Raw genomic sequence first — 14,875 nt, forward strand, 5'->3', positions numbered from 1 at the left:
CATAGCTTTGCTCCCTGAACGCCAAGGTTTCATCATGGACTCACCGGCCCAGGAGGCAAAGCTTTTCCGGTTTACGGAAGAAAATTACACCACTATCTTCAACAGCTATTGGAGAAAACTCTACACGATCGCCTACCGGCGGTTGCGTGATACGGAGCTCGCCAAGGACATGGTGCAGGAGGTGTTTGTCTATTGCTGGCAACAGCGGGAAGCCATCCGGATCACCACTTCCGTGGAAGCGTATCTCCGATCAGCGTTGCAATACCAGCTCGTTGCCCATTTCAGAAAGCTGGACATCAATGACCGGGCATTTGCCTACCTGTATGAGCGGATGGTGGAAGTGGAAGCCCACATGCGGGATATGCTCACCGAGCAAGACTTAGCAAAGACGCTGAATACCGAACTCGAACTAATGCCTGATACGATGCGGGAGATTTTCAAACTCCGTATACGGGATTATACCGTCGTCGAAATTGCCCAATCGCTCAACTTGGCGGAAAAGACCGTCAGAAACAACATCGCCAAGGGATTGCATCGGCTGCGTAATGCGGTATCCAAAGATTTTCCCGAGGATTTCTCAGCCATCTGCCTTTCGCTTTACGTTTTACTAACCTAAACATCAAGATTTCTTAATCGGTTCCGTAGGGACAAATCATCACGTAGTGCTACCTGTTTTATAGTGGCGCATGGTGTGCCATATTGTACGGACAGGCTATGGATAAAAATAAATTCAGGCAATTGATGGACGGGTACCTTAATGGCAGCTTATCTGCCGAGGGCCTGGAACGCTTGCAGCGCTGGTACGACTCATTTGGCGAATCGGAAGCAGGCGTGCGTGGACTGGAAAGCGAACAGGACGCACAGCAGTTAGGTGAGGAACTCCATACGCGGATACAGCAAGTAGTCGGACCTATCTCCCCCGGTACGGTAGCCGAATCGCAGCGGGTGTCTTGGTGGCGGATGGTAGCTGCAGCCGCCGTCCTCGTGGTTATACTTAGTGGAATGGTTTGGTGGACGGTGCAGCGGCACGATGACGAAACAGCGGCGCAAATAGTAGCAGCACAGTCCATTTTCCGGGAAGTGAAGACCGGCGTCCGACAGATTAAGAAACTGACCTTGCCCGATGGCAGCGTCATCCACATAAACGCCAATTCGACCGTCCGGATTCCGGAACAACATGGTCGTACCCGTGAAGTGATTCTTGATGAAGGCGAGGCCTATTTTGAAGTGGCACGGGATACGCTGCGACCTTTCGAAGTGCAAACACCCGTCGGTTTACGGGTAGAGGTATTGGGTACGGCGTTTAATGTCAAGGCATATGATGCATTGGATGATGTCACCGTGGCGGTGAACCGCGGGAAAGTGCGGGTGAGTGATACGGCGCGGGTACTGGGCGAGTTGACACAAAATCAGTTGATTACTTATCGAAAATCGGACGGGCAGACCGTTTTGGATCGTTTGGGTACAGCCGCTGCCAATGACTGGATACACGGGGTGTCACACCTTGAAAAAGCTGCGTTTGACGAACTGGCTCTGGCGATGTACAACCTGTACGGCGTACGATTGAAGAGCAATGACCCCCGTACGGTACGCCACCGTTATAATTTGAATTTACATGCTGATCGTTCGTTGGAAGAAACAATGGAGGTGATTTGCAGTATCCACAACACATCATACAGGAGGACAGACGATGAAATAACGATATACTTTTAACGAAAAGAAACAGGCATCAAAGTGACGCCTGTTTAAGTGAGTATCAGCTATGCGATAGTTTGAGACCCTGGAGCATAGCTGCTTAGCAATTATTGAACTACTAAGAATGCAAAAATATGAATAAAAACACATTGTTCATACGGCTTATTATGCGTACGACAATTTTGATTTACTGTGTGACCATCGCGTTTTCACAACTGCTGCTGGCTTCACCATCAAAAGGGCAACCCCTCGGAAAGTCGGTGGATATCTCCTTTAAAAGAACCACATTATATGCAGCAATCCAACAGCTTCAACACCAAAGCAAGGTGGAGTTCGCATTTGACGAGGCACAGTTAAGATTGGAAAACATCGAGGTGGCAGCGGTAGACTACAGGAACGAATCGATTGCCGGTGTCCTCGATCAACTGCTCGCCGGCACGGGGATCACCTATACAGAAAATGGGAGGCACACCATCGTGCTGCGCCACAAGCAACAACCCGGCCGCATCATCGGTCGGATTACTGATGTGGCAACTGGCGAACCGTTGCCTAATGCGACGGTCCAGTTGCAGGGTTCGTCATCCGTTACCGTAACGGACAACCGCGGTCTTTACCGATTGAATGGTGTGCCGGCTGGACGTGCGGAATTGGTAGTGCGCTACCTGGGGTATGTCGATCAGCAAGTTTCTGTAAACGTGGAGGCTGGTCGTGCAATACAGGCGGATATCGCGATGACGCCGCAGCTCACCGAGCTCGAAGGCATCACGGTGTCGGGTATCCGCAGAGGAGAAGTCAAGTCGTTGAACACCATGAAAAACGCAGAGAACATCAAGTATGTGCTTTCGCAGGAGCAGATAGAGCGGTTTCCGGACAATACCGTCGGTGAGGCGTTGCAGCGTGTACCCGGAGTAGCTGTCGGTTATAGCTACGGCTTGGCCAGAAACGTCATCATCCGTGGTCTTGGACAGGATCAGGGTTCAATAACCCTGAATGGAAACCGCTTGCCTTCGACCTCCGCGGGCAGCCGTACTACGGATCTCAATGGCATCCTTTCCAACACCGTGGAAGCCATTGAGGTGATAAAGACGTTGACACCTGATCAAGATGCAGACGGTACGGCCGGAACGGTCAACATCATCACCAAAACACCACCTGAAAATTCCCGGTCGCTGGATGGTAAGGCGTCACTGGGCAATAACCTGCTGGTTGGCAAAAACCTTTACGAAGTAGGCCTCAATTATTCGGAAAGGAAAACCAAATGGGGGTATCAACTGGGAGGAAGCTACATGCGTTCGTTGCGTGGGGAAGACCGTATCCAAAAAAGTTACGGCAATTATACCGTCGCAGATGTTGAACAACAAAATTGGCTCCGCGTCATTTCACTGGAAGATACCCAGCTTAAACGCGATAACGTGGGCATACAGGCCGAACTGAACTTCTACCCCCATACGGAAACCAGTTTTTACCTGCGCGGCAATTACAATAAATACTACGAGATACAAGCACGGAATAACAGGAACTTCGTGATAGGCCAATACCAAAATACCAGCGAGGTAAGTGGGGTTACTGTGGAACATGCCGGTAACGATCGTGATTATAACCGCGACCTGCTGATGTTTTCTTTGGGCGGTAAAAAGGCCGCGGGCAATTGGGAACTTTTTGGTGATCTCACGTACAGCCGTGGCGTTTATGACCAGCCGATTTATTACAGTGCCAATTTTACGCGGCGGGGATTAAGCGGTACGGTAGACCTTTCGGAATTACGGACGCCATTGATTTCCCTGCAGGGGGATGATGTCTATAACCCCGACCAATATACTACCAACCAGTATGTTAACCGGCATGATTCGGCGTTGGATCACGATGGACAGGCCACCGTCAACGCCACCCGGTCGTTCCGTTTCAATGAGCGCGATCGCGGAATCATCAAATTCGGTGGACGCTTCCGATATAAGTACAACGAGCGGAGCAGGAATTATTTCCGGCATGTGCTGAGAGACGGGAATTTCTCGTTGGCCGACTTCAATACAGGCATCGAGCGGAACGATTACTACCAAAATAAATACCGTATCGGTATGTTCCCCGATGTGGAACGCATGGAACGGTACTTTTGGGATAACCCGGAGTTGTTCATAGACGACGTGACCTATACCCGCCAGAATACCGATCCGGATTCCTATACCGGAACGGAATACCTGGCCGCAGCTTATGCCATGACGCGCTTCAATGTGGATAAACTGGAAGTCACTGCCGGTGTACGGTATGAGCAGACCGGATTTGACTATAAGGGCAATGAAGTGGTTCTGGATGAAGACGGCGTATACGTGCGTACCAACCCGGTCAATACCAGTAAAATGTTTGATGGATTTTTCCCAAGCATTAACCTGAAGTATGCGCTGACCCCGCAAACGAACCTCCGTGCTGCGGCCACACGTTCCCTTTCACGCCCAAGTTATTACGATTTGGTGCCATGGGAGGAGGTGCTCAATCGCAATCACCGGGTAAATAAGGGTAACCCTGATCTTCAGCAAGCAACGGCCACCAATTTGGACGTTCTGTTTGAACATTACCTCAGCAAGATCGGACTACTCTCCGGTGGGGTTTTCTACAAACGAATAAACGATTATATTTATAGTCGGTCATTCCAGCAGGTGGGCGGAGAATATGACGGCTGGCGCATCGATCAGGCAACAAACGGCGCGGCGGCTGATGTCTATGGTTTTGAGTTGGCGTGGCAGCAGCAGTTTACCTTTTTGCCGGGCTTTTTAAACGGTTTTGGTATCTACGCCAACTATACCCAGATCCAGTCCAGTTTTGATGTGCCGGGTATTGAAATGGACCGGACGGTTCGTTTGCCGGACATGCGTCCAAAAGTAGGTAACCTGGCACTATCGTACGAGAAATACGGTTTTTCAGGCCGGATATCGGCTTATTTCTATGAGACGTTTACCATGGAGTTGGCGGATACGCCCGATAACGACTTAATTGAAGCGGGCCGGATGCAACTGGATTTCTCTGCTTCCCAGCGGATCAACCCGAAAACCAGAATCTTCATTGGTGTCAGCAACCTCACCAACGCACCGGTACGCAATTACTACGGCGACGGCCGGCCGGATAACGATCGGATTTATTCCGTATGGGGTAATGTGGGGATACGGTATAGCCCGTTTTGAGTATAGGATGACAAGATAACGATTCATCAATAGTGATGGTCGGCAAAACATATACGGAGTTTTGCCGGCCATCACTGTTATATAAAAAACATTTAAATGAATGACGATAATAAATCAGCACGAGTGCGGCAACCGCTTTTTAAAACCTGACTTATTAACAAAATGGTAACACCTTATACCACATAGGATTATGTTGCTGCGCTAACTTTGTAATGTGGAAAACTTCATTGATAGCGAATTGATAGCCCGTATCCGACGTTCGGATGAACAAGCGTTTTATCTGTTTTGCAACCGGCATTGGAAATCACTATATGTTCAGCTGCTGAAGGAGAACGGCAGTAAGGATGAAGCATTTGCGCAGGTAAAGGAGTTATTTGCAGAAGTTTGGAATAGACGTCGGCGATTGCCCGACATTACGTCAACAGTGGAGGAGTATATTGTTGCCAATGGGTTGGGTAGGCAGCATCAAGATCGCTTAAATTGGAGTGTTATGCATTTCGCGGACGAAATGACATTATACGTAAAGAAACTACCGGGTTTGCTTGGCATTCTTTTGGGTGATAAGCATTTACATACAAATGACTAAGCGCAGATTAACCGACCAATCCAGAACGGCGAAACATACTTGGTCCGATGGCAAGGAGGAACTTCAATTGGCTCATCAACTGTTTATTGGCCTTCGATATCATATCCAGACGCAACACCTGCTGTCGTCGCGCAGGACCAAACAGCGTATCATCATAGGAATTGCCATAGCTGCGGTGGTACTGACTCTTATCTTTGCAATAATGTAATAAATCAGCCAGTTAAAAACATAACGTTGTCTTAATACTACTTTGATATTTTTGTCGCGACACTGCTATGCTGACAACAGACGAGGCATTAATCGATGCATTAAGACTGGGTACCCCCGAGGCTTACAGCCAGTTGTATGACCGGTACTGGAAAATGCTCTACAAAAAGGCGTACAGCCGGGTTGCAGACGAAGATGCAGCTAAAGATATCGTGCAGGATATCTTCATCAGTCTGTGGCAAAAGCGAGAAGAACTGCTCATCAGGACTTCGTTGGACCAATTTCTTTTGGGAGCTGTCAAACTGCGCGTACTCAATCATTTCCGGTCGGAGCGCGTGAAGCAACGGGCAATTGACCAAGCCTTGTCACGAATGGAGCTGTTTGTTCCGGAAGAGCATGACCGCGTCTCACGTGACGTGCTGGAAGCGGCCCTTGATGAGGCATTGCACGGTATGCCCGAAAACATGAAGCAGTCTTTTTTGCTCCGCTGTGACAATTTGAGTATCCGGGAAATAGCTGAAAAACTGGGGCTGGCCGAGCAGACCGTATCCAATAACCTCTCTGAGGCTATAAAACGGTTGAAACAAAAATTGTCCCATCAACATCAAGGCGAATTTTTGATTGGCCTTTCCCTATTCCTGAGTCTAATTCACCATTAATTCATAAACAATTAACATTAAATCAAAGTAGGTTCGGCGGTCTGAGGTTACTCCCTATTAAAGACGCATAATCTTGGATAGCGATAAATTTAAACAATTGTTGCATCGGTACCTGAATGGTATGGCAAGCGATGCCGAAAAAGAAGTGATTGACGCTTGGTACGATTCGTACCGAGAGCTGGAAGACCCCGAAGTATTCGGCAGTAATGGCGACGAATCACGGATAGCATCGCAGATGCGCCAACGGCTGTCAGGCTATTGGAATCCACCGCGCCCACTCGGTCTTCCGAATTATTTGTCCTACGCTGCAGCCATATTGGTGTTGGTCGTTATAGGCTGGTTGGTATACCGAGTACAGGACAACGACGGTGCAATTGACCACCGCCAAGCTGCCGCGGCCACCGATGCCGCATACTATGAGGTAGCTACCGCCGTGAGGCAGGTAAAGAAGCTTATATTGCCTGATAGTTCCACCGTATGGGTAAACGCTTCCAGTAGGCTGCGGGTTCCCGAATCATTCGGCAAAACAAGCCGCGAACTTTACCTGGATGAAGGAGAGGCATTTTTCGAAGTGGCGCCTAATCTGGATAAACCTTTCGTGGTATACAGCCGCGATATTGTGACCAAGGTGTTGGGTACGGCCTTCAACATCAGCAATTACCAGCGACTAAATCAAATCACTGTAGACGTACAACATGGCAAAGTTCGGATTACCGACACCAACCAGCAGTTGTTGGTCAATGAACTTACTGCCACCCAACAATTGGCCTATAACACACGCACGGGTGATCATGAGGTAAGCGCTTTGACAACCGGATCGGCTTCCGCTTGGCGTGAGGGAGTGGTCCGGCTGAGGAATGCTACTTTTGAAGAGGTCGCGCTGGCTGTGTATAATATTTACGGAATAGACCTGAAGGCCGGCAATAGTCAGATTCATGACCATCGCTATAACTTAACCATCCGCACGGAGCACCAGTTGGACGAGGCCCTGCGGATTATTTGTTCAATTCACCAAAATCAATATAGGAGGGAAAATAATGAAGTAATTATTTATTAAAAAAATCGGATTTGCCCAAGGACAAATCCGGAAGTCGTACAATAATGAGATTAGCTTGGACCCTCATCCATTACTGTACAGCTACTTCATCAACAGGAGTTAATCAAGTAACTTTTTTTCAAAGGTATAAAATTGGAACAGGATAATTTCAATTTTATCAAGCAATATTGAGTATGAATAATCATATACTGCATTGGCAACGAATCATGCGTATATCTATTTTAATTTATAGTGTTCTTTTATCGTTTTCACAGTTGTTACTGGCAGGAAACAGCAAGAGTCAGACGCTCAGCAAACCGGTGAGCGTGTCGATGGAGCGGCAAACATTGGACGAGGCCATACAATTATTGGGGCATATTGCCAAGGTCGATTTTGCTTATGACACAAAAGGGCTTGGTATGGAGACCGTTTGGGTGAGCCCCGCGGACTACCAACATGAGCCGTTAGAAAATGTGTTGGCCCAACTACTGGCAGGTACCGGCATTGCTTACAAAGAGGAGGTCAGGGGTACGGTGACCCTTTACAAGCAACAGCAGCCGGGCAGGATAGCTGGCCGGGTCACCGATGGTCAGGGCGAGCCATTGGCCGGGGCGACCGTAAAGATTACCGAGCTGAACCGTACCACTTTGACAGACGGCGAAGGAAATTTTTCGATCTCGGTACAGCCAGGTGCCTATTCGGTGGAGGTGACTTACATCGCTTACGGTACGCAACGTAAGGAGGTGACCCTCCAAGCGGGGCAACAGGTCGAAATCGGGTTTGTCATGCGGGATGCGGAAGGAGCGTTAAGTGAGGTGGTCGTGGTAGGCTATGGTACACAGAAAAAGGCTACCTTGACAGGAGCCATTACAGTGGCCGACATGGATAAGCTGGCCAACCGCCCGATTACCACCACATCACAGGCCTTACAAGGGATGAATGGACTATATGTGAATCAGAATACCGGCCAGCCGGGAAATGATCAAGCCACGATACGAATCCGTGGGGTGGGAACACTCAATAATAACGATCCCCTGGTGTTGGTGGATGGCATTTCTTATCCAATGATAGACATCAACCCAAATGAAATAGAAAGCATATCCGTCCTGAAAGATGCCGCGTCAACGGCCGTTTACGGCTCGCGGGCCGCGAACGGCGTTATCCTCATCACGACCAAAGCGGGTAAAAGAGGCGCAGGATACAAGGTGGATTACAACAACTATTTCGGGATAGAGGAAGCCATCCAACTGCCGGATGTCGAATTTGATCCCATCAAATTCATGCGCTATAAAAATATTGCGCTCGCTAATGAAGGCAAGGCCCCGGAATATACGGATGCGGAGATTGCAGAATATGAGCAAGGGATGGCTACCGATCCCCATGGTTACATGTATCCGCGCACCAACCCGTACGAAATCGCTTTGAAAAACGGATTCATGCATGAGCATAACATCACGGTATCGGGGGGCGGTGATAAGCACAATTTGGCACTGACATTAGGCGCGCTCAACCAGGATGGTATTTTGAAATATGATAAATCAAAAGCCAGCAAATATTCGCTTGGTTTGAATGGCAAAGTAGACGTGACGGATTTTCTTTCCATCGGTGCCAAACTATCGGGGATTTATCGCAAGTATGATGAACCTCAAATCACCATGGGCAGCTATTGGGATCAGGCGATGTTCCGTACGGTTCCCATTTATCCGGTTTTGATTGAAGATGGGCGATATGGCAATACGTGGCTGCGTTCCACCGGCCTGAATAACTGGGCAAATCCGCTGGCGAGGCTGAGGGAGGGAAGCCGCGATTATGTAAGGACACGCATTTTGGGAAATGTTTTCGCCGATTTGAAATTACCACAGAACATCACCTATCGTGTCAATTTGGCGGCGAATACCTACGATTATATCCAACATGTTTTTCAGCCCTATTTGGAGAACGTCAACCCGAAAACACTCGTTCCGTTCGTCGCTTCCAACACGACACGGGGGTATCGCCGGTATGAAAAGGAACTCAACCTGACCGGCTTTCATACCTTAGATTGGCATACCAGCATTGCCGGAAAGCACAACGTCAACGTGTTATTGGGGAACAGTGTTGAGACCTTCTCCTGGGAATATTTCAACGCGCAGAAAGACGGATCGATGGATAATCAACTCACGGATATGGATGTTTTCCTGACTAACCCGTCAGTTGCGGGCAATAGTACTCGATCTGCGCTGTTGTCGTATTTCGGACGGCTAAACTATAATTTCGATGAAAAGTACCTACTGGAGGTTAACTTCCGCTCCGACGGTTCCTCCCGTTTTGCCAAAGCACATCGTTGGGGGCTGTTTCCTTCGTTTTCCGTGGGATGGCGGATGGACAAAGAATCCTTCATGCAGGATATTGAGTGGATAGATGGCTTGAAACCACGCTTTTCCTGGGGTAAAATCGGCAACCAGGAAATCGCCCTTTGGAGCTATGTCAATTCCGTGGGTTTGAATCAAAACTATTCTTTCGGAAACACCGAATCTATAGGAGCCGCAGCCACAGCGATGGCCGATCCAGAATTAAGCTGGGAAACTACCACCATGTCCAATATCGGCGTTGATATCTCGTTATTCAAAGGTAGGCTAAATACTACCGTAGAGTGGTACAACAAAGACGCAGACGGTATCCTACGTCCCATTAACTATGCCTCGCAAGTCGGCAATATGGCCGGTCCTACAACCAACGTAGGCTCCGTGAACAATAGGGGCATTGAGGTAATTTTAAATTACCGAGATACCAAAGGTGCGGTGTCTTATGAAATAGGGGGAAGCTTTGCATACAATAAAAACAGGGTGACTAACCTCAACGGGCAGCAGATCATTTCGGGACGTTACATCACTACGGAAGGGCACCCCATACAATCTTATTACATCTATGAAGCCGAAGGGATCTTCCAGTCCGAAGAAGAGATCGCCAACCATGCTTTCCAGAATGCAGCGACCCGGGTAGGATTTTTGAAATACAAAGACCAGAATGGCGATAATGTGATTAACGCCGACGATAGGAAAATCGTTCACGGCGTGGTGCCGGAATATACGTATTCGTTTAATCTCGGCGCAGGCTATAAAGGCTTCCAAGTGCTTGCATTTTTCCAAGGTGTAGGTAAGGTGTTTACCTACCCGCAGTCTAACCTGGCTTACCCCTATTACAACGGTGCCGGGGTAACGAAAGAGTGGCTGACCGATTCGTGGACGCCCGAGAATCCCGATGCACGCTTACCTATTCTGACCACAAGCACAGGCAATACGTTGAATTTTGAGAACTCGACTTTTTGGTTGCAAAATGCAGCTTACCTGAGGCTGAAAAACCTGCAGGTGAGTTACACGATTCCCACGCACTTGGCTCAAAAAATGTCCATGAAAGCGGTGAGGATCTTTGTCAATGGTCAGAACCTGCTTACGTTTACGGATATGAAGATTACAGATCCGGAAAAAAATCTAACCCAAGACAACATTTTTGCATACCCTCAGGTGAAGACGTATTCTGCGGGCGTTAATATCACGTTTTAAAGAAGAAGACAATAAAAATGAAGAATTCTATTTTGTTTGCGATTGCAGCATGTACGATAATTGCGGTAGGTTGTGAAGATTTACTGGATACCAATCCTGAAAATAGGTATACCGAAGATACGTTTTGGCAATCCGAAACGCATGCGGATGCAGGGTTGACAGCCTGTTACCAGACGCTACGCAAAGAAGGTATATACGGCGGCGGGAGCTGGGCTACCCCGCTTTGGGAAGATGCCGCTACGCCCAATGCTACAGACTACAACAGTGCATCTGGCTTTTTTCGCATAGCGGAGGGTATCCATGACGCTTCAAATAGCGGAATTATTAATAACCGGTGGGCGCATGCCTACGAAGGTATCGGCCGATGCAATACGTATCTGGCGAAGGTTCGGGATATCCCGATGGATGAAGGGAAGAAAAACCAGGGAATCGCCGAGGCGAAATTCCTTCGGGCCCTTTACTATAGCTTGCTGATCAATTATTACGGCGATGCACCCCTTATTCTGGATCCTCCTGTCAAGGAGCATAATACCTTGCCCAGGACGCCTAAAGATCAGATCGTTGCGCAGATTATCAACGATCTGAACGAAGCCGCAGAGGTGCTGGGTGTGGATGCTACAGAGACAGGAAGAGCGACCAAGGGCGCTTGCTATGCGCTTAAGGCTAGGCAATACCTTTACCACGGCTATTATGCCGAAGCTGCGGCAGCTGCCCAGCAGGTCATGGATTTAAGAAAATATAGCATATTCCCTGATTATCGTGGACTGTTTATGCCCGAAAACGAGAACAACAGCGAGGTCATCTTTGATGTGCAGTACCTTTTTCCGAATTATTGCCATTCGTTTGACTTGATTCGCCGTCAATTCGATACCAGCGCGCCCCTGCGGGATCTCGTAGACGCTTACCTGATGGACGACGGTGCGGACATCGCAACTTCTTCAAGATACAATGCAGAGCGGTATTGGGAAAACAGGGACCCGCGTTTCCGGATGACGTTGGTATGGCCCGGCTCGCAGTATCGGGGAACGACAGTAACTCATAGCACTTTCGCTCAGACCGGCTATACCTATAAAAAATACAGCATCTACGACGAGGATAATGCCTATAACAATGTGATCAAAAATGGCAATCAATCGGATATCAATTATATCGTATTGCGCTACGCCGACGTATTGCTGATGTACGCCGAAGCCAAAACCGAATTGGGCCAGATTGACGAAAGCGTATACGAAGCCATCAATGCCGTACGGGGCAGGGGTAATGTCCGGATGCCGCCAATACAGCATTACGATCCATCCGATGTGGCCAACTATGTGGCAATGAACGACCAGGCCCGGATGCGGGAACTAATCCGTCTGGAAAGGCGAATCGAGTTTGCAGGCGAGGGATATTATTACATGGATATCATCAGGTGGCGAACCGCAGAAGTGGTGATGAATGCGCCCATCCATACGCATAATTATACGCAAAAGCTGATCAGGAGGTTCAATAAGGACCGGGATTACCTTTGGCCGGTGCCTGCATACGAAATACAGGAAAATCCCGCTTTGGCACCTAATAATCCAAATTGGTAGATTTTGAATGATGAATAAGATGTTTTTCATAACCCTGTTCGTTGGCCTGTTCATCCATATTTCCTGCATAGCGGGCGATGGCGTATTGCAAGCCGGCGACCTGATTGCATGTGGAGATGATCAAGTGTTCATACTTGACGGTAAAGCGGCTGAGAAGAATGTGGTGGAATGCAAATGGACCTGGCGGGCGAGCGAGTCGAAAAATCAATTGCCAGCCGCATACCAACCGTTGTTGGCCACGTTGGATGAATGCAAACCGGTTGATGGTAACACCAAGCTGCTCATTACTTCATCGAGTGGGGCCACTGTGCTGCTTGATATTGCGTCCAAGAGGGTACTTTTCTATGCAAAGACGCCTATGGCCCACTCAGCAGATCTACTGCCTGGCAATCGCATAGCGGTTGCCAATTCAACCCATGAGCTGGGCAATAGTCTGGAGTTCTATGACATTGGGACCAGCGAACGGGTCATCTATAAAGACAGCTTGTATTCGGGGCATGGGGTCGTTTGGAACGAATCAAGAAAGCAATTGCTGGCGCTCGGCTTTGACGAGCTGAGGGCCTACGAGTTGGTAAACTGGTCGTCTGAAAAACCAGCGTTGAAACTGGTGAAATCGTATAAGTTGCCAGACGATGGCGGCCACGACTTAAGCAAAGTGGATGAGTCGCATTTTATCGTCTCTACACATCATCATGTATGGCTCTTTCATGACACCGACGAAGGCTTTTTCGAACCTTTTACCCCGTTGGCAAACCGCGTGAACGTGAAATCAGCGAATTATAACCAGGAGACCGGCAAACTCGTGTATACCATTGCCGAACAAAGTTGGTGGACATTTAATATCTATGGGCAAACCCCAGCGTTTACGCTTCCCATCCCATCCATTAGGTTATACAAGGTAAGGGTGGCGCCCTAGATCCCGAAGGGCAGGGCGTACCCATTCAATACGATGTACCCGAAGGCCGCCTATCATTGCTTGGGCGGCCTCGTTAATAAACTTTTTCAACAAAATCATAACATGCCGTACCTGATTTGGTTGCGTTGCTCCGCTAACTTTGCGATGTGGAAAACTTCATTGATAGGGAATTGATAGACAATCGTCGCGCAAGGCCAAGCAACGCGCCATTATCTGGATAGCCGTAGTCACAACGGCGTTGACCGCTTTTTTTGCGGTGACGCGTTAATTTTCTGTCGATGTCTCTCCAATTAGCCAAGTATCGAAAAACTGGGATTCCGGAGATTTTATATATAAACTTAACCAATTCATAACACGTCTTCTGCCATCGGTACGCCGTCTTTGGATTAATTTTGCCCACCACCATGGAAGTCGTCGCCAACTGGAGCAATGAACAGTTATTCACTCAATTAAAAGAAGGCAACCACATCGATGCCAACCTGACGAATATGATGCCTCAAAATCCTGGTTTTAATTAAATTTGGCATATGAATGTTAGACATTTTATCAGCTTCTTGCTGGTTTTCGTTGGAACCTTAACATCCGGCTTCGGCCAAGCTGACGCGGTGGGGAAAACGGACTTTTCCTTTGTGTTCATGACGGATGTGCATATCCGGCCGGATTCGGCGGTGGTGGCTGCTTTTAACCGGCTCGTCGATACCGTCAATAAGCTCGATGTCGATTTTGTGATTTCAGGCGGTGATCAAGTGTTTGACGTCATGCGTGGCAATAAGGCCAAGGGTGATTCGCTATTTACGTTGTACAAAACCCTGAGCAGCCGGATAAAGGTACCGGTGCACAACACGGTAGGCAACCACGAATTGTTTGCCATCTATCCGGAAAGTATGGAGGATTCTACCCATGCGGACTATAAATACGGGATGTTCAAGCGTTATTTTGGCGATACGTATTACGCATTTGATCATAAGGGCTGGCATTTTATCGTATTGAATGCATTGGACGTGGCTGGGCAAAAGTACTTCGGGCAAATTGGGGAAGACCAGCTACGTTGGCTACAACGTGATCTGGCTGGCGTATCTCCAGAGACTCCTATTGTTGTAACCCTGCACATTCCGTTGATAACGGCGTTCAACCAGGTGTATCCCAGACCGGACCAAAACAACGATGCCGGACCCGCCATCGTCGATCGGGATGCATTGCTGGCGGTATTTAAGAAGCATAACCTCAGGCTGGTCCTTCAAGGGCACCTGCATTGGCTTGAAGATCTAAATGTGGAAAACAGGACACATTTCATTACGGGCGGCTCGGTCGCCGGACGCCCGACATGGCGGGGAACCAATTTCGGCCCCCGGGGGTTTCTTCTTTTCGATGTTAAGGAGGAGGGCTTTAAGTGGAAATATATCGGATTTTAACATCCGTTAAACTGACGCCGACCTGAATTGACGGTGATAATTAACCCATCCATGAGCTGGCATGGATGGGTTTTT

At 48.5% G+C, this 14,875-nt stretch carries 11 protein-coding genes; all 11 read left to right on the plus strand.

All coding sequences use genetic code 11. The annotated features are described in order from the left end of the window. Nucleotides 1-34: 34 nt before the first annotated feature. The 11 genes from JHJ32_RS02700 (at nt 35) to JHJ32_RS02750 (ending at nt 14,800) form a co-directional block, all read left to right on the plus strand. A complete protein-coding gene (locus JHJ32_RS02700) occupies nt 35-616 on the plus strand; it encodes an RNA polymerase sigma factor (protein ID WP_200119686.1) in 582 nt (193 codons plus the stop codon). Between the two features lie 98 nt (nt 617-714). Continuing rightward, complete coding sequence (locus tag JHJ32_RS02705) at nt 715-1,713, plus strand: FecR family protein (RefSeq protein ID WP_200119687.1); 999 nt, start codon at nt 715-717, stop codon at nt 1,711-1,713. Between the two features lie 149 nt (nt 1,714-1,862). After that, nucleotides 1,863-4,868 carry a TonB-dependent receptor gene (locus tag JHJ32_RS02710; RefSeq protein WP_200119688.1) on the plus strand — a complete coding sequence of 1,002 codons (3,006 nt, stop codon included), beginning with the start codon at nt 1,863-1,865 and terminating at the stop codon, nt 4,866-4,868. A gap of 214 nt (nt 4,869-5,082) precedes the next feature. After that, on the plus strand, nt 5,083-5,454 hold the full coding sequence (locus JHJ32_RS02715; RefSeq protein ID WP_200119689.1) for a hypothetical protein: 372 nt from the start codon (nt 5,083-5,085) through the stop codon (nt 5,452-5,454). After that, nucleotides 5,447-5,662, plus strand: a complete 216-nt coding sequence (locus tag JHJ32_RS02720; RefSeq protein ID WP_200119690.1) for a hypothetical protein — start codon at nt 5,447-5,449, stop codon at nt 5,660-5,662. The genes JHJ32_RS02715 and JHJ32_RS02720 overlap by 8 nt, the downstream gene beginning before the upstream one ends. 67 nt (nt 5,663-5,729) lie before the next feature. Next, a complete protein-coding gene (locus JHJ32_RS02725; protein WP_200119691.1) occupies nt 5,730-6,320 on the plus strand; it encodes an RNA polymerase sigma factor in 591 nt (196 codons plus the stop codon). Nucleotides 6,321-6,393: 73 nt separating this feature from the next. Further along, nucleotides 6,394-7,377 (plus strand): FecR family protein, encoded by a 984-nt coding sequence (locus tag JHJ32_RS02730; RefSeq protein WP_200119692.1) that lies wholly within the window; start codon nt 6,394-6,396, stop codon nt 7,375-7,377. A gap of 173 nt (nt 7,378-7,550) precedes the next feature. Further along, the gene (locus JHJ32_RS02735; RefSeq protein ID WP_200119693.1) at nt 7,551-10,898 is read left to right on the plus strand and encodes a SusC/RagA family TonB-linked outer membrane protein; all 3,348 of its coding nucleotides are present in this window, start codon (nt 7,551-7,553) and stop codon (nt 10,896-10,898) included. 17 nt (nt 10,899-10,915) lie between these two features. After that, nucleotides 10,916-12,472, plus strand: a complete 1,557-nt coding sequence (locus JHJ32_RS02740) for a RagB/SusD family nutrient uptake outer membrane protein (protein WP_200119694.1) — start codon at nt 10,916-10,918, stop codon at nt 12,470-12,472. 19 nt (nt 12,473-12,491) lie between these two features. Beyond that, on the plus strand, nt 12,492-13,388 hold the full coding sequence (locus JHJ32_RS02745) for a DUF6528 family protein (RefSeq protein WP_200119696.1): 897 nt from the start codon (nt 12,492-12,494) through the stop codon (nt 13,386-13,388). 527 nt (nt 13,389-13,915) lie between these two features. After that, nucleotides 13,916-14,800, plus strand: coding sequence for a metallophosphoesterase (locus JHJ32_RS02750; RefSeq protein WP_079715094.1), 885 nt, complete (start codon nt 13,916-13,918; stop codon nt 14,798-14,800). Nucleotides 14,801-14,875 lie beyond the last annotated feature (75 nt).

Origin of the sequence: Parapedobacter sp. ISTM3, assembly GCF_016533505.1 — a bacterium.
In the GTDB taxonomy this organism is placed as follows: domain Bacteria; phylum Bacteroidota; class Bacteroidia; order Sphingobacteriales; family Sphingobacteriaceae; genus Parapedobacter; species Parapedobacter luteus.

Excerpts from the sequence above, each read along its gene's own strand:
- JHJ32_RS02700 (WP_200119686.1), top strand. The coding sequence starts at position 35 with ATGGACTCACCGGCCCAGGAGGCAAAGCTTTTCCGGTTTACGGAAGAA.
- JHJ32_RS02705 (WP_200119687.1), top strand. The coding sequence starts at position 715 with ATGGATAAAAATAAATTCAGGCAATTGATGGACGGGTACCTTAATGGC.
- JHJ32_RS02710 (WP_200119688.1), top strand. The coding sequence starts at position 1,863 with ATGCGTACGACAATTTTGATTTACTGTGTGACCATCGCGTTTTCACAA.
- JHJ32_RS02720 (WP_200119690.1), top strand. The coding sequence starts at position 5,447 with ATGACTAAGCGCAGATTAACCGACCAATCCAGAACGGCGAAACATACT.
- JHJ32_RS02725 (WP_200119691.1), top strand. The coding sequence starts at position 5,730 with ATGCTGACAACAGACGAGGCATTAATCGATGCATTAAGACTGGGTACC.
- JHJ32_RS02735 (WP_200119693.1), top strand. The coding sequence starts at position 7,551 with ATGAATAATCATATACTGCATTGGCAACGAATCATGCGTATATCTATT.
- JHJ32_RS02740 (WP_200119694.1), top strand. The coding sequence starts at position 10,916 with ATGAAGAATTCTATTTTGTTTGCGATTGCAGCATGTACGATAATTGCG.
- JHJ32_RS02745 (WP_200119696.1), top strand. The coding sequence starts at position 12,492 with ATGTTTTTCATAACCCTGTTCGTTGGCCTGTTCATCCATATTTCCTGC.
- JHJ32_RS02750 (WP_079715094.1), top strand. The coding sequence starts at position 13,916 with ATGAATGTTAGACATTTTATCAGCTTCTTGCTGGTTTTCGTTGGAACC.